The sequence below is a fragment of the Rhodococcus sp. NPDC077669 genome (assembly GCF_040686915.1).
Taxonomy (GTDB): Bacteria; Actinomycetota; Actinomycetes; order Mycobacteriales; family Mycobacteriaceae; genus Rhodococcoides; species Rhodococcoides fascians.
Window position 1 is genome coordinate 409,628 of the sequence record NZ_JBFBMD010000001.1, and the last position, 21,192, is coordinate 430,819.

Sequence of the window (21,192 nt, forward strand, 5' to 3'; positions counted from 1 at the left end):
ACATTTTACGTTGCAGAACATACAACACTTTCCAAACGTGGGGATACGTGTCGGTCATGTGAATGAGCACAATCCTTTACCTTCCGATCGACCGCCAGTGCAGGGTGCCGGGTGCACCCCAGCGCCCTCGAATCGTTCGCAGCCCATTCGTTTGGCACTATTGCCAGTTGTGACCGATCCGATCGAAAGCACCGAGTTGTCGTGGTGGCAGGACGCCGTCTTCTACCAGATCTATCCCCGGTCGTTCGCAGATGCGAACGGTGACGGAATCGGTGATCTCGACGGCATCAGAGACAAGCTCGGCTACCTCGAATTGCTCGGTATCGACGCCATCTGGATCGGACCGATCACGCGGTCGCCCATGGCCGATCACGGCTACGACGTTTCCGACCCCCGAGACATCGACCCCATGTTCGGCAGTCTCGAGATCTTCGACGCGTTGCTCGACGAGGCGCACGCCCGCGACATCAAGGTCACGATGGATCTGGTGCCCAATCACACCAGTAACGAACACCGGTGGTTCCAGGCGGCTCTGAACGCCCCTCGTGGCAGCGCCGAGCGAGCGCGCTACATCTTTCGAGACGGGCTCGGCGACGACGGTTCGCGGCCGCCGAACAACTGGCCGAGCATCTTCGGGGGTCCCGCCTGGACGCGAGTCGACGAGAAGGACGGCTCCCCCGGTCAGTGGTACCTGCACATCTTCGCGCCCGAACAACCGGATCTGAACTGGGACAACCCCGAGGTCTTCGACGACTTCGCGCGCACACTTCGGTTCTGGCTGGACCGAGGCGTCGACGGATTTCGACTCGACGTCGCCCACGGCATGGCAAAACCTGCCGAGCTGGCCGACATGAGCCTCGAGTTCAACGCACTGATGAAGAACGACGACGACGATCCCCGGTTCAACAACCCCCGAGTCCACGAACTGCACCGCCGCATCAGAGCCGTCATGAACGAATACCCCCACGCGGTGACGGTCGGCGAGATCTGGGTCCAGGACAACGTCCGGTTCTCCGAATACATCCGCCCCGACGAGCTGCACCTGGGCTTCAACTTCCGCTTGGCCAGTGTCGATTTCGACGCCGAGACCATCCGCGATGCGATCTCCAACTCGCTCGCGGCCGTCGAACTGGTCGGGGGCACCCCGACGTGGACACTGTCGAACCACGACGTCGAACGCGAGGTCACCCGATACGGCGACGGAGACCTGGGCTATCACCGGGCCCGGGCCATGATTCTCGTCGAATTGGCCGTTCCTGGAACAATCTTCGTCTACAACGGTGCCGAGCTCGGGCTACCGAACGTGCAGCTGCCCGACAGCGCCCTGCAGGACCCGGTGTGGGAGCGGTCCGGGCACACCGAGCGCGGACGCGACGGCTGCCGAGTCCCCATGCCGTGGGAGGGTGATGCCCCTCCGTTCGGGTTCTCCACCACCGATCGCACCTGGTTGCCGATGCCGCCGGAGTGGAAGGGGCTGACCGCCGAGGCGCAGCTCGAAGAGGTCGATTCGATGCTCAGCCTGTACCGCACGGCGTTCGAATTGCGCACCCTGCGGCCGGAGTTCACCGGCGGCGGAATCGATTGGTACGGTGCCCCTCCCGGGTGCCTGGCCTTCCGGCGCCGCGGGGGCTTGATCTGCGCCCTCAACGCCTCCGACGAGTCGATCCCACTCCCACCCGGCGAAGTGTTGCTGACCAGCACTCCGCTGGTCGACGGGATGCTTCCCGCGAACGCGGCCGCCTGGCTCGTCTGAGCCGGCCGGCCGGCCGGCCGAACCGGCCGACCGGCCACGCTCAGCGTTCGACGGTGAGCGACAACTGTCGGCCCGGGCGGCGAACGAACACCGACCCGAACCTGGCGTCGAGGCGCAACCACACCTTGGTGGCGCGTACTCGTACCACCTCTGCGGCGGCGATCCTCTCCGGGTCGACGTCGATCGTCAACGGATCGTTGCCGTCGTGCGGCACGAAACCCATTGCGGTCAAAGCAAATACGGTGCGCATGGTGACCGAGACGTCGTCGCCGTCACCGGTCACGTGCAACACCTGCTGTTCGAGCAACGAGCTCGGCGGCCCGTGACTGCTGCCGTGTTCCTTCGCCAGTGCCGCACCGCGCTGTGCGAGTCCGATGAGCACCCGCGCGGGGACGTCGTCGAGATGCTCGAATCCGCTGTCGGGAGGAAGGGTGCCACGCCACGCGGAGTCCATCGAGAAGCCCGGGTCGATCACGCCGTCGTCCGCGTTCTGCAGTGCGGACACCAACACATCGGCACCCGCACTGGTGTCGTCGGGCACGATGGTTCCCGCAATCACACGCGCGGCGAGCGCATCGAAACCGGTTGCCGCCCAACACGACACGCCCCCGCCGGCCCGAGTGCGCAACCGAACGACAGCAGCCTCGTCCAAGCGCAATGCCCTGCTGCAGAACGTCTGGAGGTTCTCCCGCTCGACCGCATCGGGAACGGTCAGAACGCGCTCATACACGCTGCCAACTCACCAGGAACTCGCGCTCGGCGGGAGTGAGCCGACGCAGTCGCTGCGCGTCGATGTCGAACGCCGCGATCTGCGTCGACGCCACCACCGCTGCCGGAGTATCCAGCGACGCCCCGCGTGCCCGCACCTCGTACCCCACGACGAAGTCCACCGCGCGGACCGCATCGATCCACATGAAGACGTCGAGGGGTCCGTCCTCGTGTCGCAGCTGGCCGCGATACTTCACGTGCAGATCGGCAATGACGGCACCGTGACGCAGATTCGCAGTCGGCCTGCCGTCCACCAGCAGCCACGGGATCCGCGCCTCTTCGAGCAACGTCACCATTCGCGCGTGGTTGATGTGTTGATACACATCCATATCCGACCACCGCACATCCACAGCGGCGTGAAAGCCCACCCGCTCGGTGGCGGGTCGCTTGTCGGACAGATGGTCGTCGGGCACACTCACGCGCTTACTACCTCTTCTCGATCGAACGGAAGTTCCATGGTGTCAGGGAACCATGTTTCTCACCTGTCGGGCGGCAACCGAGAGTGTGGCCAGGTCCAGCGTCCCCGTCTCGGCGATCTCGGTGAGCGCTGCACGCGAGCGGGCCAACCGCGACGAATTGGTCGATTCCCATTCGGCGATCTTCTCCGTGACCGACTCGTCCGGTTCGCCCGCGGCCAACACGGCCTTGGTGATTCCGCGAAGGGAGGCGTACAGATCGTCACGAAGAGCCAAGCGCGCCAACGAATGCCATCGATCGCCGCGGGCAAGCTTCGAGACCGCGGTGAGCAACCAGTCGATGCCGATGTGCGCGTCGAGCGCGAAGTAGAGCTCGGCCACCTCCGCCCCGTCCCGGTCGACGATGTCGGCGATATCGATGATGTCGAGCAAGCAGTACACGTCGAGCAAGCCGTAGATCCGACGTGCCAGCTCGGCCGGAGCACCTCGTTCCATCGCGGCCCCCGAACGCCGGTCCAAATCGACCGCCTGGTGACCGGAGATCCACGACGCGACCCGCGGCTGCAGAGCGCGAACCTGCCCGGCATAGCGACTGATCTCGGCCCCGACCGCCAACGGCTGCGGCCGATTGGCCAACAGCCACCGGGATACTCGATCGAGCATGCGACGCGATTCGAGCAGCAGCTCGGCGGACACTGCGGTGGGTACGTCGGCCGCACGAATCGAATCCCACACCTCGTCGAGGCCGAAGATTTCGGTGGCCGCGGCGAACGCGCGAATGGCGTCGGTGCCTGCGGCACCGGAGTCCTCGGTCAACCGATACGGGTAGGTGATTCCACCACAGTCGATGGCCTCGTTGGCGAGCGTCGTCGCCACCAGTTGACGCCGTAGCGGATGCGCCTTGATGGCATCTGCGTACGGATCCCGCAGTGGCTCGGGGAAATACTTGGGTAGCCGGGGGGCGAAGACGTCGCTGTCGGGAAGCTCGCTGTCGAGCAGTTCAGCTTCCAGTGCCAATTTCACGTGCGCCATCAACGTCGCGAGTTCCGGCGACGTCAGTCCACGCCCGTCTTGCTTGCGACGACGGAGATCGGCCTCGGTGGGCAGAGCCTCGAGCTCCCGGTCGAGCCCTCGACGCGTCTCCAGATCCTCGATGACCCGGCTGTGCACCGTCACCAGATGTGGTGCGTCGAATCTGGACGTACCGAGCAACTCGTTCTGCATGATGTTGTCCCACAACACCAATCGCCCGACCTCGTCGGTCATGGACGCAAGCAGCTCATCGCGGTCTTCGCGCGCCAGGTTTCCGTTAATGATGGCAGTCTCGAGCAGGATCTTGATGTTGACTTCGTGATCGGAACAGTCGACGCCCGCCGAGTTGTCGACGGCGTCGGTGTTGATCTTGCCGCCGGCTGCGGCGTACTCGATCCTGCCCAGTGCGGTGGCACCGAGGTTTCCGCCCTCCCCCACCACGGCCGCCCGCACATCCACGCCGTCGACCCGCACTGCATCGTTGGCCTTGTCGCCGACTTCGGCGTTGCTCTCACTGGAAGCCTTGATGTAGGTGCCGATTCCGCCGTTCCACAGCAGATCGGCGGGAGCCTTCAGGATCGCGTTCACCAACTCTGGTGGTGACAGTGCAGCAACCGATTCGTCCAACCCGAGGGCCGAACGTGCTGCGGCGCTGATGGGTACGGATTTGCGGGTCCGCTCCCACACCCCTCCGCCGGCACTGATGAGCGAGGTGTCGTAGTCCGCCCACGACGACCGCGGCAGGGCGAACAAGCGCTCCCGCTCGGCGAACGACGACTCCCGATCGGGGTCGGGGTCGAGAAAGATGTGCCGGTGGTCGAACGCCGCGAGCAAGCGAATGTGTCGGCTCAGCAGCATGCCGTTACCGAATACGTCTCCGCTCATGTCGCCGACGCCGACGACCGTGAAATCCTGACTCTGCGTGTCGATTCCGAGCTCACGGAAGTGCCGCTTGACGCTCTCCCACGCACCCTTCGCGGTGATTCCCATGGCTTTGTGGTCGTATCCGGCGGATCCACCGGACGCGAACGCGTCACCGAGCCAGAATCCGTACTCGGCAGCGATGCCGTTGGCCATGTCGGAGAAGGTCGCGGTGCCCTTGTCCGCCGCGACGACGAGGTAGGTGTCGTCTCCGTCGCGGCGCACCACCCCGGTAGGGACCGATACCGACCCGGTGGCGCGGTCGAGATTGTCGGTGATGTCGAGCAACCCGGCAATGAACAGTCGGTAGCAGGCTTTGCCTTCCTCGGCGTATGCCTGTCGATCTCGGTCGGCTTCACCGGTGGTCACCGGAGGACGCTTGACGACGAATCCACCCTTGGCCCCGACGGGCACGATGACTGCGTTCTTGACCATCTGAGCCTTGGCGAGCCCGAGAATCTCCGTCCGGAAGTCCTCCCGTCGATCGGACCAGCGCAACCCGCCTCGGGCCACCGCACCGAACCTCAGATGCACCCCCTCGACGCGCGGGGAATACACGAAGATCTCGAACGTGGGCTTCGGTTTGGGCAGCTCTGCGATGGATTGCGGGTCGAACTTGAGCGAGAGGTACGGGCGATGTGCACCGTCGGATCCCACCACGAAGTGGTTGGTGCGCAACGTCGCTCGAATGAGCTCGAACATGCTGCGCAGAATGCGGTCGGCATCGAGGCTGACGACCTCGTCGATCAGCTCGCCGAGCTGGGTTCCGATGGCCTGCGCGTCCGCCTCGGCACTGGTCTCGGGGTCGAACTGCGCCTCGAACAGTCCGACGAGCAGCCGCGCGGTACGCGGATGCGCCAGGAGGACGCCCTCGATGTTGAACTGACTGTAGGGAAAACCCGCCTGCCGCAGGTACTTGGCGTATGCACGCAACACCACGGCCTGCCGCCAGTGCAGACCTGCACGCATCACCAGTTCGTTGAAACGATCCGCTTCTGCCGCGCCGCTCCACACGGCCGCGAATGCGTCGGTGAATCGATGCTGGACCCGGCTCTCGCGATCGGCCGTGCCTGCCTCGGACAGCTCGGCGTCGAGGTCCCCGTCGATGGCCGAGCGCAACATCTCACGCGAGGCGGAGAGACCGAAATCGTATATCCAGCAAGACATTCCGTCCGGACGCACCACCGGGTACGGCCGCTCGTCGTCGACCTCCACACCGAGACTCTGCAGAATGGGCAACACCTGGGACAGTGATACGCCCGCACCGCCGATGTACAGCGAGAAGCGCCAACTCCCCACGGCCGAACGCTCGTTTCGGTAGAGCTGCATGTCGATCGCTTCGTCGCCGAGTGCTTCGAGGCGGGCAATGTCCGTGACGGCCCTGGCCGGACTGAAGTCCTGCTTGTACGCCTCGGGAAAAGCCTCGGTGTAGCGCTGAATGCGCGCCGGGTCGACGGCTCGGTCGAGGGACACGGCGTCACCCAACGAGTCCTCCCACGTTCGGGTGGTCTCGGTCAGCGCCGCTTCGATCCGGGTGATGTCGTCGGCGGACAGGTGGGGAGAGACAGTGCCCGGTGCGCGGCGCACCGTCACGTGCAGCAGCGCGAGATCCGATTCGGTGACGCGTGCGGTGTAGTCGAGCGAGGTACCACCGAGCTCTCGGAGCAGTCGGTCCTGGATCGCGAGTCGGACGCGAGTGGTGTAGCGATCTCGCGGCAGGTACACCAGAGCACTGACGAAGGACCCACACGCATCGGGTCGCACGAACAGCTTGACCTTGCGCCGGCGACCCAGCGCCAGAACAGCACTCGCCGTTTCGAACAGCCACGAAGCAGAGGTCGCGAACAGTTCCGACCGCGGCATCGACTGCAGCACCTCGAGCATGGCCTGGCCGGAGAAGGACCCGAGATCATGGCCGGCCTTGGCGATCACCGACCGCACTCGACGCTCGATCACCGGAATGTCGAGGACGTTCTCGTGCAGCGCGGTGACGGTGAAGACTCCGACGAATCGATGCTCGGCGGAGTCGTCGGCGTCGATCACACTGACGAAATAGGGGTAGACAGCACGATGAACCGTGGCGGGGTTCGGACCCTGCGTCAGAGCAACCAGGTCGCGCTCACCGACCGGTTCGGGTCCGTCTCCATGTTGACCGGCATCGCGCAGCACACCCAGGCTGCTCGATTCCACACCGGTTGCGGTTCGGTCACCGTCGCTACCGTCGATCGTGTATCTCCGGTAACCCAGCAAGGTGTAATGGCCGTCGCCCAGCCAACGCAGCAAGGCAGCCGCATCCCGGTGTGCGACGGCTGCTTCGGAATCGAGGTCGCCGGACGCCGCGGCGACACCGTCCAACCGATCGGCCACGGCAGCCTGCACGCGACGCATCTCGTCGGTGTCGCCGACGACCTGACGCACATCGGCGAGTACTCGACTCGTCTCCTCTTCCAACTGCGCGACGGCATCGTCGGAGGTGGACGGGTGCAGCTGGACGTGTATCCAGGATTCGGCGATGCCGGCCGAGCTCAGCCCGACGAGCACTCCTTCTGCGTTCCGATCGACGGAGAGAATGGGATGGACCACGTCGGTGTATTCGATGCCGAGACGCGAGAGCAGCGACATGATCGATTCGACCAGCAACGGCATGTCGTCGGTGACGATTTGTAGGTAGCTTCCCGCAGCCTGCTGTGCTGCAGACTCGTTCGGTCGATGGACCGCCACTTTCGCCGTCCCCGGCAGCCGCCGCTCTGCGGCGAGCCGAACGTGCCGTCGGAAAGAGGTGATGTCGGGGGTATGCGCGGACACTGCGACCGCAGTGGCGTCGGTGTGCTCGAAATACTCCGTACGCAATGTCGCCAACTCGGCCACAAGCCTGTCGTCGAGCCGGTCGGCCCAGTCGTCGTCGGTCAGGTCAAGCGAGCGTGACATTGTTTTCGAGTACTCCCTCGTGAGGATTTCCCGACGCCCGCCGATCGCCGGTCGTCGATGACCCCTCGACCCTAGTGCGGGTGACCCCGCAACCGCAGAGATCTCGGGAACCAGCGCGTCAGGCCGATCCGGCAGTCAGGACGAATCGCTGTGTAGATACTCGCTCAGTGCAGTTCGTTCGTGTTCGCGCAGCGGCCTGGACGAGGAGGTGTCGAGATCGAAGGCCACCATCAGTGCCTCCGCGTCTGCACACACCGTTCCGTTTCGATCGGTGACGACGTGCCGAACGCCGTACGAGGTGGTCCCGATACGAGTGATCCACAGCTCGATCACCAGCGGGCCGGAGTCGTCCAGGATCGGGTGCAAGAAGTTGGTGGTCAACGTACGAACCACCACCGCGCCGCGACCTTTCGAGCCCCCCAGGACCGCGTTCAGAAACTGAACGCGGCCTTCCTGAAGGTACTCGACGAACCGGGTGTTGTTGACGTGCCCGAGGCGGTCGGAATCACCCCACCGCACCTGAAGTGTGCAGGTGAAGGTCTGTGCCGACATGTCAGTCTCGGGTCAGCTTCCGGTGCGTGACGCGGTGGGGACGCGCCGCGTCGGGGCCGAGCCGCTCGACCTTGTTGGCCTCGTAGCCCTCGAAGTTGCCCTCGTACCAGTACCAGGCAGCCTCGTTGTCTCCGAAGCCACCTTCCCACGCCAGGATGTGGGTGCAGGTGCGGTCCAGGAACCACCGGTCGTGCGAGATGACCACGGCGCAACCGGGGAATTCCTCGAGCGCGTTCTCGAGCGATCCGAGTGTCTCGACGTCGAGGTCGTTGGTCGGCTCGTCAAGCAGGATCAGGTTGCCACCCTGCTTGAGCGTCATTGCCAGATTCAGACGGTTGCGCTCACCGCCGGAGAGAACTCCAGCGGGCTTCTGCTGATCGTGGCCCTTGAATCCGAACGAGCTGATGTACGCGCGCGACGGGAATTCCGAGTTGCCCACGGTGATGAAGTCCAGGCCGTCGGAGACCGTTTCCCAGACCGTCTTCTTCGAGTCGATGCCGGAGCGGTTCTGGTCGACGTAGCTGAGCTTGACGGTCTGCCCGATCTTCACCTCGCCGCCGTCCGGCTCCTCGAGCCCGACGATGGTCTTGAACAGTGTCGTCTTACCGACACCGTTGGGTCCGATAACGCCGACGATTCCGTTGCGCGGCAACGTGAAGGACAGATCCTTGATCAGCACGCGGCCGTCGAAGCCCTTATCGAGGCTCTTGACCTCGACCACGACGTCGCCGAGGCGCGGCGGGTTGGGGATCTGGATCTCGTCGAAGTCGAGCTTCCTGGTCTTCTCGGCCTCGGCCACCATCTCGTCGTAGCGAGCCAGACGAGACTTGCTCTTGGCCTGGCGAGCCTTGGCACCGGAGCGAACCCAGGCGAGTTCGTCCTTGAGTCGCTTCTGCAGCTTCTGGTCCTTCTTGCCCGAGACCTCGAGGCGCTCGGCCTTCTTCTCCAGGTAGGTCGAGTAGTTGCCCTCGTACGGGTACAGATGTCCGCGGTCGACCTCGGCGATCCACTGCGCGACGTGGTCGAGGAAGTACCGGTCGTGAGTCACGGCGAGAATGGCACCGGCGTAGGCGGCCAAGTGCTGCTCGAGCCACAGCACACTCTCGGCGTCGAGGTGGTTGGTCGGCTCGTCGAGCAGCAACAGGTCGGGCTTGCTGAGCAGCAACTTGCACAGGGCGACGCGACGCTTCTCACCACCGGAGAGGTTGGTGACCGGGGACTCGGGCGGCGGGCAGCGCAGCGCGTCCATCGCCTGTTCGAGCTGCGAGTCGATCTCCCAGGCGTCGGCGTGGTCGAGCTTCTCCTGCAGCTCGCCCATCTCTTCCATGAGCTCGTCGGAGTAGTCGGTTGCCATCAGCTCGGCGATCTCGTTGTAGCGCTTGAGCTGGACCATCGTCTCGCCGAGGCCGTCCTCGACGTTCTCGCGAACGGTCTTGGTGTCGTCGAGAATCGGCTCCTGCATGAGAATGCCGACCGAGGCACCGGGAGCGAGGAACGCCTCACCGTTTCCGGGCTGATCGATTCCCGCCATGATCTTGAGGATGCTCGACTTACCGGCGCCGTTCGGGCCGACGACGCCGATCTTCGCTCCCGGGTAGAAGCTCATCGTCACGTCGTCGAGGATCACTTTGTCGCCGTGCGCCTTGCGCACCTTCTTCATGGTGTAAATGAATTCAGCCATGCCGCCCAGCTTATCGGTGCGGCCGCGTCGGAACACCATCGACCGAGTCCGCGCCGAGCCCACATCCGTCGTCCGCGGTCGTGCGCGGGTTGCATCCACCGGGGACGACGGATGTCGGCGGGCCGTCAGGCGGGTACCGCCTCGCGGACGTCGTCACCGATTCGATCGTGATCCGGCTCGTCCTCCGGTGGTTCGGCGGCACCCCGATCGTCGTCGGTGAGTGCCTCGTCTGCAGGTACTTCGGGCGCCACCGTCCTGGTCCGATGGATTGCCACGTTGCAGCGCGCAAGGTCCGGCCCGACGGCGCTGGCCCGCATCTCGAGGTCGGATCGTTCGACGCCGTCGCGATTGGTGTATTCGTTGGTGCGCAGCTGTCCGTAGGCGATGATCGGATCGCCCTTCATCAACGATGCGCCGACGCCGCGCACGAGTCGACGCCAGCACGTGACCGTGAGATAGAGGGTGCCGCCGTCGGTCCATTCACCGGTGTTGCGGTCCTGCCGTCGGGCATTGCTCGCCATCCGAAAGCTGAGGACCTCGTCGCCGGTGGGCGTGGAGCGCTTGACGGGATTGGTGATGACGGTGCCCACAACAGCGCACTGAGCTTCGTACATGGTGTCTTCCTCTCGATGAATATCGCGTGATTGCGATCGAGATCGACACTGCTACGCCGGAGCCGCCCGTGACGGACGTGTTCGCGAAATGTGGACAACCGCTGAGCCTGTGGATGAACGTCCAGGATCGGCTGGTCATGACGCCACTCGTGTCGGACCGGTGTGCTACTCGGTTGTTTCTACGTAAACGTGCCCACCGAGAGCCGGCACCACCCGTCCGGCGGTGAGCGACGCCACCAGCGCTGCAGTCGAATCGGCGTCTGCGACGGCGACGGTGAGCACGGCTCGAGTGTCGTAGGCGGTATCGAGCACCAAGGCCCCGTGTCCGCGTAACTCCGATTCGACGCGTCCCACCTCGGCGTGGTCGAGTTCGAGGGTCAGCACGTCGCGTCGCTCTCGGGTGAGAAACCGAGCCTGGGCAAGTGCCTCGGTGACCGCACCGCCGTACGCGCGGGCCAATCCGCCGGTACCGAGCTTGGTGCCGCCGAAATATCTGCCGACCACCGCGACCACGTTGGTCAGCCGATGACCGCGCAACACCTCGAGCATGGGCGTTCCTGCCGTGCCGCTGGGTTCGCCGTCGTCGTTGGATCGCTCGATGCGGTGGGTCAAGTCTTCGTGGACGACAACGATGCCTGCAGCCGAGGATTCGACGATGAATGCCGAACAGTGATGTCCGGCAGTCGGATCCGCTTTCCGCGCCGCTGCGATGACCGCGCGAGCGTCGGCCTCGGTGCTCGCCCTGTCCACCACGGTGACGAACCGCGATCTCTTGACCTCGGTCTCGCACACAACCCGGCCGGCGATCGTTCGAAGCTCGCTCACGCGGCAGCCCAGCTCATGCAACAACCCTGATCATGCAATAGCCCTGATCATGCAGCAACGCTGTCCACGACATCGTCTGCGGCACGGACCAATTGGGCGTACATGCCGTCTTCGGCGAGCAGCGCCTCGTGGCTTCCGACCTCGCGCACGATGCCGTGATCGAGTACCGCGATGGCGTCTGCTGCTCGCACGGTGGACAGGCGATGGGCGATCAGAATGGTGGTACGGCCGTGCATCAAACCGTCGAGCGCTGTCTGCACTGCGCGTTCGGTGCGATTGTCCAGGGCGCTCGTCGCTTCGTCGAGCACCAGAATCGGCGGGTTGCGCAGGACAGTTCGGGCGATTGCGATGCGCTGCTTCTCACCGCCGGAGAATCGGTAGCCGCGCTCGCCGACCATCGTGTCGTAACCGTCGTCGAGGCCGTCGATGAAGTCGTGTATCTGGGCCGTCCGAGCGGCAGCCACGATCTCGTCGTCGGTGGCGTCGGGTTTGGCGAACCGCAGGTTCTCCCTGATGGTGGCGTGGAACAAGTAGGTCTCCTGAGAGACGACGCCCACCAGGTCGGCAATGTTCTCCGACGCCATGTGCCGCAAGTCGACACCGTCGATGGTCACCGAGCCGGCTGTCGGATCATGCAGGCGGGCAACGAGGTATCCCAGCGTGGTCTTGCCCGATCCGGTTGCGCCGACGAGCGCGAGCGTGCTCCCGGCCGGTACGTCGAGATCGATGTTGCACAGTGTCGGGACAGTCGCGGCGGCATAGGTGAAGTCGACGCCGCGGAAAGCGACATCGCCGCGCACGCTCTCTCGCGAGAGTGTGACCGGGTGCTCGGGTTCGGCGACATCGATGGGCAGGTCGAGATACTCGAAGACTCTGCCGAACAACGCCAAGGATGCCTGTACTTCGACGCCGGTGTTGAGCAATTGCATGGTGGGCCGGAACAATTGGGTCTGCAATGCGGTGAACGCGACCAGGGTGCCGATCGTCAATGCACTCCCCTGACCGATGGTGATGCCGGCGAACCAGTACACCAGAGCGGGCATCACGGCGAAGCTGATCTGAATTGTCGCCATCCGCCACTTGCCCGCCATCATTGCGGCCAGTTCGACACCGGCCACCTCGTGCGATCGGTCGGCGAATTTGTCGGTCAACGCCTGGGCGGAACCGGTGGTCTTGCCCAGAAGAATTCCACTGACGGACAGTGATTCCTCGATCTGGACGGACAGATCGCTGAGCAATTTCTGCCGCTTGGTCGAGATCTTGCGACGCTCGTCGCCGATACGTCGAGCGACTCGCACGAAGATCGGCAGGATGATCAGCGAGAACGTGGCGAGCTTCCAATCGAGCAGGAAGAGCGCGACCACGGTCGCTGCGACCGTCGTGGCGTTCTGCGCGATGGACGTCGCGGTGTTGGTGACGACGGATTGCATGCCGCCGATGTCGTTCGCGATACGCGATTGCACCTCACCGGTGCGCGTTCGCGCGAAGAATCCGAGGGACTGTCTCTGCAGGTGCGAATAGACCTGCACGCGCAGATCGTGCATGAGTTGCTGACCGACGCCGTTGGACATCCAGGTCTGCACCACGCCGAGAGTGTTGGTGGCGACTGCAACAGCGATCATGCCGACCGCGATGAGGCTGACGAGCGTGACGTCGCGGTCGGGAATTGCATGATCGAGGAGTTCGCGAAGAAGTAGAGGAGAGGCGAGCGCAATGATGGCGCTGGCCACGATGATCGCGCTGACGGCAGCGATCTTGCGCCGGTAGGGCGTGAACAGAGCCAGGACTCGTCGGACGGGCGCTGGATCGGAAGCGAGTGGTACGCGTTCGGGACGGCTTTCCAAGTAGACCCCCGTGGTAGCTGAAGTAATATGCAGAGGTTACCTCACTATGAGGTTGTGAGCAAGCCTCGCTATGATCCGTCGTATGAACACCGGACACTCGCCCAACCTGAGCGATTCGTTCATGGCCGTTGCCCGAAGAATTCGGCGAAGCCACATGACTGCGCTGGAACCGTTCGGACTCAACCCGTCGCAGAGCAGGGCCATGCACGTCTTGGCCCGCGAACGAGAATCGGTCCGATTGCGTGATCTGGCCGAGCACCTCCGTATCGTCGCTCGATCGGCCACCGACATCGTCGACTCACTCGAAGCGGCAGAACTGGTGACGCGAGCGCCGGACCCGAGTGATCGACGCGCTGTCCTGGTCGAGCTGACCGACGCCGGCCGCGCCCTGCTCGACCGCGTCGACGAGGCACGACGTCAGGTGTCCGCGGACCTGTTCGACGGCCTCGAGCCGGCCGAACGCACCGAACTCGACCGGCTTCTGCACAAGATCGCCGGCAGCGACTGACGAGAAGCTACTGCCTGCCGTCCCGATCACGACGGGCCAGCTCGGCGAACATCGCGTTGTGCGCGGCCAGGTCGGCGTCGTGGTCACGCTCGGCGGCTCTGTCGCCGCGCCTGGCGTCGCGATCGTCGCTGCGGGACCACTGGATCAGCAGTGCGAGCATGACCAGCACCAGAGGCACCTCGCCGGTTGCCCACGCGATGCCGCCACCGAGCTTCTGGTCCCCCAGTAGGTCGGAGTTCCAGTCGAGGCCGAGCGTGCGGTAGAACCAGGCACCCATGACGGTGTTCATGCTCATCAGCGCCACACCGAAGAACGCATGGAACGGCAGTGAGCCGAACACCACGGCGAGTTTGGTGACCGGAGCAATCTTGCGCGGAGACGGATCGACGCCGATGACCGTCCAGTAGAACAGGTATCCGCTGAGCACGAAGTGCAGGTTCATCAACAGATGAGCTCCGTGACTGTCCAGTACGGCCCCGAAGATTCCGCCGAGGTAGAGCACGTAGAAGCCGCCCACGAAGATCAGCGCCGCGACGAGCGGGTGGGTGACGAACTGCGACAGTCGACTGTGCAGGCCCATCAGCAACCACTCGCGCATCCCCGGGACGCCGTCCTTGCCTGCTGCGGGCAGGACACGCAACGCCAACGTCAGTGCACCGCCGAGCGCGAGCAGAACCGGCGCGAGCATCGACAGCATCATGTGTCCGGTCATGTGCACGCTGAACACTGCCGTGGAATACCGTCCGATGCCCGAAGACGTACTGATCAGCAGTGTGAGGCAGCCCAGGACCCAGGCGACGGTGCGACCGACGGGCCACGCGTCGCCGCGCAGTCGCAGCCGACGGACCCCGATCAGGTACACCACGGCCAGGACGATCGCGGCGGTGCCGAAGATCAGGTCGAAGCGCCAGTCGAAAGCCATACGGGCGAACGTCGGCGGTCCGCTGAGGTCGTATCCGAGCGCGGCCTCGGTCGGCGTCAGGTTCGGGTCGATCTCGGCGGGCGGTGGTGTTCGCCCGAGGCCGACGGCCAGACCGACGGTCGCGGCGAGAACGAGCACCTCGGCCCCGGCGAACCGGAGCAGCGGTCCACGGGCGGTGGGATCGGCGATCAGTGCGGGCAGAGCGCGGCGCCGCTGCATCCAGCCGAATCCGCCGAGCACGATCAACGCGAGAATCTTGCCCACGATCAGCAGGCCGTACGTCGTGGTGAACAGGTCGGCGAGGGACACCCGAACCAGGGCGTTGATGACTCCGCTGATGCCCATGACGACGAAGCAGACGCCGGCGATCGTGGAGAACCGCCGAGCAGCGACGTCGGTGTGCGCGCCGCGTCTGCGGACATGTGCAAGCAGTGCGAACAGCCCGCCCGCCCACAACGACGCGGCACCGAGGTGCAGGATCAGCGAGTTGGTCGCGATGTCGTGCGATCCGCCCGCCGAGGAATGACCACTGAGCGCAATGGGCAGCAGGGTGGCCAGCGAGAATCCGAGCAGCGCAGGCGTCCAGGACCACCGCAGTACCGTCCGCGAGGCAATGGCGACCACGACGGCCATGATGGCCGTCCACCGCCATGCACTGGCGATCTCCACCTGATCCAGCGCGATCCACAGATTCGCCGGCTTTACGGCCTCGGCGAACGGCTGGCCGGAGGTGTCGGACAGCGTCAACGGCACGAGGAGAAGCGCACATACGGCCCAGACGATGGATGCGACCGAGCCGGTGCGAACCGCCCGGTAACCGTCCACGTCGAGGACGCCGTTCTTCTGCGGCGGAACCAGGAACGCCGCCAGCAGGAACGAGCCGACCGCGATGACCGCTGCGATCTCACCGATCGCACGCAGGGCGGGCAGTCCGTAGGTGGTGGCCGGGCCGGGATCAGGGATACCGAGCAGGACCAACGCGTCCGACGCGGACAGCATGACGACCAGGGCAGCGACGACACCGGCGATGACGCCGGCAGTGACGAACACCGACGTGGTTGTCGAGCGGGGATCTGCACTGCCCGTACCCTCGTCCGACCGCACATCGCCGGTGGAGTCCCCGGCGTGCGACGGGTCGGTCTTGTCGAGATCCGGTGTGGCCATACCACCAGAGTAAGAGGTGTTCGGCAGTACTCGAAACGCGAGTCCTACACAGCGTCGTACTTTGCCCCGTCCTCGGCGTCCAGCGAGTCGTGGTGGATGCGTCCGTGTTGCTGCCGGAGAGGCGTGCCGCTCCCGCCCCATCTCTGGGCGATGATCTCCGCCGCAATGGACACCGCGGTCTCCTGCGGCGTGCGTGCACCCAGGTCGAGTCCGATCGGGCTCGACAATCGCGCGAGTTCGGTCTCGGTCACTCCTGCCGCCCGTAACCGGGCGATGCGGTCGTCATGGGTTCGCCGCGAGCCCATCGCTCCGACGAACGCCAGGGCCGGAATCCGCAACGCCACTTCGAGCAGTGGCACATCGAACTTCGGGTCGTGAGTCAACACACAGACCACGGTCCTCTCGTCCAACTCCCCCGCCGCCCACTGTTGGTTCAGGTAGTCGTGCGGCCACGCGACCACCACCTGCTCGGCAGCGGGAAAGCGCTGCGGGGTCGCAAACACGGCTCGGGCGTCGCAAACGGTGACGCGGTAGCCCAGAAAGGCACCCTGCTGCGCAACCGCCGCAGCGAAGTCGATGGCACCGAACACGAGCATTCTCGGCGACGGCGCATGACTGGACACGAACACCTGCATTCCCCGACCGCGGCGCTGGCCGTCGGTTCCGTACGTCAGAACGGCCGAACGTCCCGCTGCCAGTAACCCTTTCGCGTCGTCGGCAATGGCGGCGTCCGCCCGCGAGCTGCCGAGAGAACCGCGAATACCCGACTCCGTCAGAACTGCTCTCCGACCGACCCGTGTTGCGTCGGCATGAGCAATCACGGTGGCCACTGCAACCGGGACGTTGCGGCGCACGTTCGCCACGACGTCACCGAACTCGGGAAAGGTGTGCTTCGACACCGCCTGCACGAACACATCCAGCGTGCCCCCGCACGTGAGCCCGACTGCGAATGCGTCGTCGTCCGACACCCCGTATCGAGTGAGTATCGGGGTGCCGGACTGCATCACGTCGTGCGCCGACTCGTACACGGCACCCTCGACGCAGCCGCCGGACACCGAACCGGCGACCGCACCGTCCTGGCCGACCATCATCGACGCACCCACAGGACGCGGCGCGGAGTCGAATGTCTGCACGACCGTTGCCACCGCGGCCGCGTCGCCGGTCTGCCAGGCGTGCAGCAGCTCGTCCAGAATGTCGTGCATCGAACCTCCTTCGGGTGCCGGCCGGAACGTCTACGACATCACAGGCTTCCCACTGCACTGCTCCCTCAACCCATGCCGGTGTGATCGCCGTAGGCGGAAAGGTACACTCGTCAACCGTGCTCGAGCGGGCCTGTCCGCGCGTGCCAGCCTCCGTAGCTCAGGGGATAGAGCAAGGGCCTTCTAATCCCTTGGTCGCAGGTTCGAATCCTGCCGGGGGCACCCTCTGACCAGCGCGAACGCTGGCCGACTCGCGTTACTGTGGTTGACTTCGCGTAACGAAGGGTTACACGTGCATCAGCTCACTCTCGGAGTCCTCTCACGTTCGCGCAAGCCCGATGAGCGTCGACTACCGATTCATCCTCTTCATTTCGATCGCATCGACGCCGACATTCGAAGCCGAATGTTCCTCGAATCCGGCTACGGCGAACCGTTCGGAATCTCCGACGAGCACCTGGCCACGCAGGTCGCGGGTATCGGCACCCGCGCCGAACTCATTGCTCGGTGCGACGTGATTCTGCTGCCGAAGCCTCAGGCCGAAGATCTCGAGTCTCTTCGACCCGGCCAGACGCTCTGGGGTTGGCCGCACTGTGTGCAGGACGAAAGGCTCACCCAGATCGCCGTCGATCGCAAGCTCACGCTGATCGCCTTCGAGGCCATGAACCACTGGACGCAGGACGGCTGGTTCAATCTTCATGTGTTCCACAAGAACAACGAATTGGCCGGGTACTGCTCGGTGCTGCACGCATTGCAGCTGATCGGTTCCACCGGGGACTACGGCCGCAGGTTGCGGGCCGCTGTCATCGGTTTCGGAGCCACGGCGCGCGGCGCGGTCACCGCGCTCAGTGCACACGGGATCCACGACGTCGATGTCCTCACTCAGCGTGGGGTCACGGCGGTGGGTTCGCCGATCCACTCGGCCAACATCGTCAATTTCGATCTCGACGACGCCGATCCCCGCCAGAGCCGAGCTCTGACTCCCGACGGTCGAATCCCACTCTCGCAGTTTCTGTCCGACCACGATGTGATCGTCAATTGCGTACTGCAGGATACGAACTCACCACTGACGTTCTTGGCGAACGAGGACCTGCCCACATTGACGCCGGGCACCCTGGTCGTGGACGTCTCGTGTGACGAGGGAATGGGATTCGAATGGGCTCGGCCCACGTCGTTCGCCGACCCGATGTTCACCGTCGGTGACAACGTGCACTACTACGCCGTCGACCACAGCCCGTCCTATCTGTGGAATTCGGCGACGTGGGAGATCAGCGAATCGTTGCTGCCCTACCTTCGCGTGGTTCTCGACGGGCCCGCGGCGTGGAGTGAGGACGCCACCATCGAGCGTTCCATCGAAATCAGGGAGGGTGTCATCGTGAACCCCAATATCCTTGCCTTCCAACATCGCAGTGCGGAGTACCCGCACACTGCAGCATGAGCGTCACGTGGGTCGAGGACGGCATCGAACGGTCCGCGCGATGGCAGTCGGAGAACGGTGCGCCGCCACCACGGGTGGTGCGGATCGTCGACGACGCGACGACGGCGGACGTGGCCTACAAGCTGGCGACGATCGGCGAGTCCCTGCTGTGGCGTGGCGATTACAACAACGCTCGCCAGCTCCTGTCGGCCATGACGCGGCGGGTACCACCGGCCACACAGCCCGAGAACGCGTCGCCCGCCGAGCGGTTCCACCTGCATCGTCAGTACCAGGCGCGGCGCGCACGGGTATTGGGAATGCTTCTGGTGCAACTCGATTCGGATCTACGGCTCGATCTCGGCCGAGCGCCGGAGGTGCGATCGGCCGTAGCGGAAGCACTGGGTTCCGATGCCTCGGCCTGCGTGCTGTCACTCCGTGAACTCCTCGGGATCATCGGCGCACACGAGTGGCGCCGCAAGGGAGTGTTCGTGCCGGCGCTGGACGCGTCCGTTCATCCCCACTACGGAGTGTTCTCGCCTGTCCGCGGTGAGTACATCCAGCTCGTCGCCGACGCACCGCTACCTGCCACGGACCGGGCTTTCGACATCGGGACGGGCTCAGGTGTGCTGGCTGCGGTACTCGCGCGCCGGGGCGTACCTGCGGTGGTGGCGACCGACAAGGACCCCCGATCGGTCGCGTGCGCCCGCGCCAATCTCGACGCACTCGGGTACAGCGATCGGGTCGAGGTGGTGCAGACCGACATCTTCCCGAGCGGCCGCGCGGGATTGATCGTCTGCAACCCGCCGTGGATCCCCACCAAGCCGACGTCGGGGATCGAGCATGCCGTCTACGATCCCGGTTCTCGCATGCTGAAATCGTTCCTCAGCCGCCTCGGCGGGCATCTGACGCCCGACGGCGAGGCCTGGTTGGTGTTGTCCGACCTCGCCGAGCTGCTCGGATTAGTCACGCGCACAGACCTTCTCGCGTCGATCGACAAGGCCGGCCTGACCGTCGTCGACCGGATGGACACCGTGCCATCGCATTCTCGAGCGACCGACGCCTCCGATGTTCTGCACGAAGCCCGGTCGCGCGAAACCACGTCACTGTGGAGACTGCGCCGCCGCTAGCCATCCGCGCCGAGACACGAGAAAGCCGCCCGAGCAATGCTCGGGCGGCTTCGTCGATCGTGCGGTGAGTCAGTGCCGGTCGCGGGTCTCGAACTCCCCGTTGATCACGGTGCCCAGCGGCGCGTCACGCTCGGCCTTCTTCGCGGCCTCGCGCATTTCGATTCCATCGGTGATCAGATCACCGATCTCGCGAGTGACGTCACGGACCGCTCCGGCGATGATCACCACGATTCTGCCGACGTGTGTCGCCGCAGACTCGGTGAAATCCTGCACGGTGTCCTTGTTGCGCTCGAACCTTCCCACCACCAGGACCGCCCCCTTCGAAGTCGTCACGCTGCGTCGGTCTTCTTACGCTCGACGATAACACTGGCCGGGGCAGCCGATCCGGTGAGCGAGTTGGGCAGAGCGAGCTTGAAGATCTTGCCCCACACGGTACCGATCTGGTGGAAGAAGCCGCCGGTGTTGTACGGCAGGTCGTACTTCTGGCACAGAGCCTTGACCTCGGGTGCGATCTGCGGGTAGCGGTGCGCGGGAAGATCCGGGAAGAGGTGGTGCTCGATCTGGTGCGAGAGGTTGCCGGACATGATGTGGAACAGCGGCGAACCCTCGATGTTGGCCGATCCGAGCATCTGACGGACGTACCATTCGCCCCGGCTCTCGTCGGCGGTCTCTTCCTTGCTGAAGGTCTGCACCCCCGTCGGGAAGTGGCCGCAGAAGATGATCGAGTACGTCCACACGTTGCGGATCAGGTTCGCAGCAACGTTGCCGACCACGGTCGAGGCGAAGAACGGCCCGGTCAGAGCGGGGAAGATGACGTAATCCTTGAGAGCCTGCTTGCCCGCCTTGCGCCACATTCCCTGCAGCAACGGCTTGACGTCGTGCCACTTGCGCTTACCGGCGACGATGTTCTCGGTCTCGAGGTCGTGCAGCATGACGCCCCACTCGAAGAACGTCATGAGCAGGAATGCGTAGACGGGGTTGCCGAGGTAGTACGGGTTCCACTTCTGGTCCTGATCCATGCGCAGGATGCCGTACCCGATGTCGCGGTCCATGCCGACGATGTTGGTGAACGTGTGGTGCATGTAGTTGTGCGAGTGCTTCCACTGGTCTGCCGGGCAGACTGTGTCCCACTCGAACACCTCGGAGTTCAGACCCGGCTCACGCATCCAGTCGTACTGGCCGTGCATGACGTTGTGGCCGATCTCCATGTTGTCGAGGATCTTCGCGACGCCGAGTGCGCCGACACCGGCGAGCCACGCCGGCGGGACGAAAGGCAGGTACATGAGTGCGCGTCCGGTGATCTCGAGCCCGCGCTGCGCCTTGATGATCTTGTAGATGTATTCGCGGTCCTCGTCGCCCAGTTTGGCGACGGTGCGGGCCCGCAGGTCGTCGAGTTCGCGGCCGAGCTCTTCGACCTGTTCGTACGTCAGTACGGTCGGCTCGTCAGGCAGCGTTTCGTTGCGTCGGAAGGGAATGACGGCGGTGGGCAGGATCGAGAGAATCGTTCCGAGCATCTGCTGATCT

The 21,192-nt window shown here is 64.7% G+C and carries 16 protein-coding genes and 1 tRNA gene; 5 read left to right on the forward strand and 12 right to left on the reverse strand.

The genetic code is table 11. The features are described 5' to 3' along the window. Positions 1 to 169 precede the first annotated feature (169 nt). Entirely contained in the window at positions 170 to 1,753 is a 1,584-nt protein-coding gene (locus tag AB0P23_RS01975) for a glycoside hydrolase family 13 protein (protein WP_283541621.1), read from the forward strand. Positions 1,754 to 1,793: 40 nt separating this feature from the next. On the opposite strand, the gene AB0P23_RS01980 is transcribed toward AB0P23_RS01975, so the two are convergent. The 8 genes from AB0P23_RS01980 to AB0P23_RS02015 all read right to left on the reverse strand — a co-directional run bounded on the left by AB0P23_RS01980 (position 1,794) and on the right by AB0P23_RS02015 (position 13,334). Then, positions 1,794 to 2,483 carry a hypothetical protein gene (locus AB0P23_RS01980; RefSeq protein WP_032374457.1) on the reverse strand — a complete coding sequence of 230 codons (690 nt, stop codon included), beginning with the start codon at positions 2,481 to 2,483 and terminating at the stop codon, positions 1,794 to 1,796. Next, on the reverse strand, positions 2,476 to 2,940 hold the full coding sequence (locus AB0P23_RS01985; RefSeq protein ID WP_045841282.1) for a thioesterase family protein: 465 nt from the start codon (positions 2,938 to 2,940) through the stop codon (positions 2,476 to 2,478). The genes AB0P23_RS01980 and AB0P23_RS01985 overlap by 8 nt, the downstream gene beginning before the upstream one ends. Before the next feature lie 42 nt (positions 2,941 to 2,982). Then, positions 2,983 to 7,818 carry an NAD-glutamate dehydrogenase gene (locus AB0P23_RS01990; RefSeq protein ID WP_363796676.1) on the reverse strand — a complete coding sequence of 1,612 codons (4,836 nt, stop codon included), beginning with the start codon at positions 7,816 to 7,818 and terminating at the stop codon, positions 2,983 to 2,985. Positions 7,819 to 7,953: 135 nt separating this feature from the next. Beyond that, on the reverse strand, positions 7,954 to 8,370 hold the full coding sequence (locus AB0P23_RS01995) for a thioesterase family protein (protein ID WP_027497596.1): 417 nt from the start codon (positions 8,368 to 8,370) through the stop codon (positions 7,954 to 7,956). Position 8,371: 1 nt separating this feature from the next. After that, positions 8,372 to 10,051 carry an energy-dependent translational throttle protein EttA gene (gene ettA, locus AB0P23_RS02000; RefSeq protein ID WP_027497597.1) on the reverse strand — a complete coding sequence of 560 codons (1,680 nt, stop codon included), beginning with the start codon at positions 10,049 to 10,051 and terminating at the stop codon, positions 8,372 to 8,374. Between the two features lie 125 nt (positions 10,052 to 10,176). Further along, a complete protein-coding gene (gene ssb / locus AB0P23_RS02005) occupies positions 10,177 to 10,665 on the reverse strand; it encodes a single-stranded DNA-binding protein (RefSeq protein WP_048318588.1) in 489 nt (162 codons plus the stop codon). Between the two features lie 165 nt (positions 10,666 to 10,830). Next, on the reverse strand, positions 10,831 to 11,490 hold the full coding sequence (locus AB0P23_RS02010; protein ID WP_094717959.1) for a YigZ family protein: 660 nt from the start codon (positions 11,488 to 11,490) through the stop codon (positions 10,831 to 10,833). 47 nt (positions 11,491 to 11,537) lie between these two features. Next, entirely contained in the window at positions 11,538 to 13,334 is a 1,797-nt protein-coding gene (locus tag AB0P23_RS02015) for an ABC transporter ATP-binding protein (RefSeq protein WP_222088873.1), read from the reverse strand. 82 nt (positions 13,335 to 13,416) lie between these two features. Here AB0P23_RS02015 and AB0P23_RS02020 point away from each other — a divergent pair, with 82 nt between their 5' ends. Continuing rightward, entirely contained in the window at positions 13,417 to 13,842 is a 426-nt protein-coding gene (locus tag AB0P23_RS02020) for a MarR family transcriptional regulator (RefSeq protein WP_032368218.1), read from the forward strand. 7 nt (positions 13,843 to 13,849) lie between these two features. On the opposite strand, the gene AB0P23_RS02025 is transcribed toward AB0P23_RS02020, so the two are convergent. Then, positions 13,850 to 15,928, reverse strand: a complete 2,079-nt coding sequence (locus tag AB0P23_RS02025; protein ID WP_283541620.1) for a cytochrome c oxidase assembly protein — start codon at positions 15,926 to 15,928, stop codon at positions 13,850 to 13,852. 44 nt (positions 15,929 to 15,972) lie between these two features. Further along, complete coding sequence (locus tag AB0P23_RS02030) at positions 15,973 to 17,130, reverse strand: XdhC/CoxI family protein (protein WP_283541619.1); 1,158 nt, start codon at positions 17,128 to 17,130, stop codon at positions 15,973 to 15,975. Between the two features lie 146 nt (positions 17,131 to 17,276). Here AB0P23_RS02030 and AB0P23_RS02035 point away from each other — a divergent pair. From AB0P23_RS02035 to AB0P23_RS02045, 3 genes are all read left to right on the forward strand, one after another. Then, positions 17,277 to 17,349, forward strand: a tRNA-Arg gene (locus tag AB0P23_RS02035). 70 nt (positions 17,350 to 17,419) lie between these two features. After that, positions 17,420 to 18,562, forward strand: coding sequence for a N(5)-(carboxyethyl)ornithine synthase (locus AB0P23_RS02040; RefSeq protein WP_032406772.1), 1,143 nt, complete (start codon positions 17,420 to 17,422; stop codon positions 18,560 to 18,562). After that, complete coding sequence (locus AB0P23_RS02045) at positions 18,559 to 19,668, forward strand: class I SAM-dependent methyltransferase (RefSeq protein WP_045841289.1); 1,110 nt, start codon at positions 18,559 to 18,561, stop codon at positions 19,666 to 19,668. Before AB0P23_RS02040 ends, AB0P23_RS02045 begins: the two co-directional genes overlap by 4 nt. Positions 19,669 to 19,737: 69 nt before the next feature. Here the strand turns inward: AB0P23_RS02045 and AB0P23_RS02050 are convergent, their stop codons facing one another. Both AB0P23_RS02050 and AB0P23_RS02055 read right to left on the reverse strand, forming a co-directional pair. Then, positions 19,738 to 19,974, reverse strand: a complete 237-nt coding sequence (locus AB0P23_RS02050) for a hypothetical protein (protein ID WP_027497606.1) — start codon at positions 19,972 to 19,974, stop codon at positions 19,738 to 19,740. Between the two features lie 23 nt (positions 19,975 to 19,997). Then, the gene (locus AB0P23_RS02055) at positions 19,998 to 21,182 is read right to left on the reverse strand and encodes an acyl-CoA desaturase (protein ID WP_045841290.1); all 1,185 of its coding nucleotides are present in this window, start codon (positions 21,180 to 21,182) and stop codon (positions 19,998 to 20,000) included. Between the last annotated feature and the right edge of the window lie 10 nt (positions 21,183 to 21,192).